The sequence below is a fragment of the Deltaproteobacteria bacterium genome (assembly GCA_012522415.1).
GTDB lineage: Bacteria > Desulfobacterota > Syntrophia > Syntrophales > JAAYKM01 > JAAYKM01.
Genome location: JAAYKM010000063.1, coordinates 1 through 2005 on the forward strand (window position 1 = coordinate 1; position 2005 = coordinate 2005).

3 protein-coding genes are annotated in these 2005 nt (G+C 52.8%); all 3 read left to right on the plus strand.

Annotated features, from left to right (window positions below; genetic code table 11):
• Positions 1 to 753: anaerobic nitric oxide reductase flavorubredoxin (locus tag GX147_05850; protein ID NLN60216.1), on the plus strand; the 753-nt coding region annotated here is incomplete at its 5' end.
• A 77-nt stretch (positions 754 to 830) separates the two neighbouring features.
• Positions 831 to 1397 carry a hemerythrin gene (locus GX147_05855; protein ID NLN60217.1) on the plus strand — a complete coding sequence of 189 codons (567 nt, stop codon included), beginning with the start codon at positions 831 to 833 and terminating at the stop codon, positions 1395 to 1397.
• Positions 1398 to 1515: 118 nt separating this feature from the next.
• On the plus strand, positions 1516 to 2005 hold a 490-nt coding region (locus GX147_05860), incomplete at its 3' end, for a nitric-oxide reductase large subunit (protein ID NLN60218.1).

The window sequence follows — 2005 nt, forward strand, 5'->3', positions numbered from 1 at the left end:
CCTGACAGTATGTTCTGTTATCTGACCGGCGAAATTATTCTTTTCAGCAACGACGCTTTTGGACAGCACTACGCTTCCGAGTATCTGTTCAATGACCTCGTTGACCAGGCGGAACTCATGGCAGAATGTATCAAATACTACGCCAACATCCTGACCCCCTTCAGCCCGCTCGTTGACAAGAAAATCAAGGAAGTCCTGGCCTTGAATTTGCCCGTCGATATGATCTGCACAAGCCACGGGGTGGTCTGGCGCGACAATCCGATCCAGATCGTGAACAAATACGTTGAATGGGCGGCCAATTACAAGGAAAACCAGATCACCATCCTCTACGACACCATGTGGAATGCCACGAGAATTATGGCGGAATCAATCGCAGACGGCATCAAGGCTGCCGATCAGGATGTGAACATCAAACTTTACAAGTTATCGCAATCGGACAAGAACGATGTCATAACGGAGGTGTTCAAATCAAAGGGCATCGTGGTCGGGTCGCCCACGATCAACCGGGGTATTCTGACCGCCCTCGCCTCCATCCTCGAAGAGATCAAGGGGCTCCGTTTTGCCGGGAAAAAGGCGGCGGTTTTCGGTTCATACGGGTGGAGCGGAGAATCGCCGAACATTCTGGCGGAGCATCTGGAAAAATCAGGTTTTCAACTGGTTGACGAAGGGTTGAAAGTCCTGTGGAACCCCGATGAAGCGGGTATGGAACAGTGCTTTGATTTTGGAAAGAAACTGGCCGGCCAGCTATCCTGAAGAAATTGCCAGCCCGGGCGCCGAAAGGCGTCCGTTGCCGTTGAACCACTCACCCACAAAAGACGCGGGAGGTTTTGATGGAGACGAAAGCCAGTCTGGAATTAAGGGAAGAGCATGAGGGCATTCGTGTCATGCTCCGCATTATGGAAGCCATTCGCAGGCAAGCCCAGGATAGGGGCGATTTGAATGAAGCCCATTTTGCCGCCATCCTGGAGTTTCTTGATGTGTTTGTGGATCGATGCCATCACGCGAAGGAGGAGGAACTGCTTTTCCCCGCCCTGGAGAAAAAAGGCGTTTCCAAAGATGGGGGCCCCATGAGTGTGATCCTGCATGAACACGTATTGGGAAGGAGGCTTGTCGAAGCCATGGGCGCGTCATTCGGAGCGTACAGCCGGGGAAATAGATCCGCCCTCAAGGAAATTTCCGCCGGCATCCAGGAATATATTTCTCTTCTATCCGAGCATATCGAGAAAGAGAGCGGTATCCTGTTCGATATGGCGGGTTACGTGCTATCCGAGACGGAACAGGAGGCGTTACATGAAGGGTTCGACAGAATAGAAACGGAACGCATCGGTGCCGGAAAACACGAGGAGTTTCATGCATTGCTCCATACTTTGTCCGGCATATACCTGAAGAAGGCATAGTCATTTACCGGGACCGTGAGGAAGGGCCGGGCGGGATTCTCGGGATCGATCCAACAGAAAACAGCCTCATAAAACCTCATGGAGTCAGACGTATCAATTCGTTGCCGGAGGTGCGTTGATGAATTCAGCAAGGTTAAGGGCATGCTTCCTGTTTTTCCTTGCCGTAATGTTCGGTCTCCTCATTTTGGGGGGCTATCTGATCAGCAGGGAGAAGCCTCCGATTCCCCGAAAAATCGTCGCGGGCACAGGGGAAACGCTGATTACAGGCGAGGATATCCGGGACGGTCAAAATTACTATTTCAGTCGCGGTGGTCAGCACATAGGAACAATTTGGGGGCATGGCTCTTATCTGGCTCCGGATTGGTCTGCCGATTACCTGCACCGCCTGGGACTGTATCTGGCGGCCCGCCACCATGGTCTGTCCCCTGAAAAAGCGGGGCGTTTTACCCAGACCGATTATGAAGCCCTGGATCCCGTTGAAAGGGCGCGCCTGAAGATTCTGGTCGGGCGGGAAATCAAAACGAACCGGTACGATCCCCGGAACGGGATCCTCCATTTTACGGAATTCCAGGCGGAGGCGTTCCACGCCCTGAGGGCATATTATACCC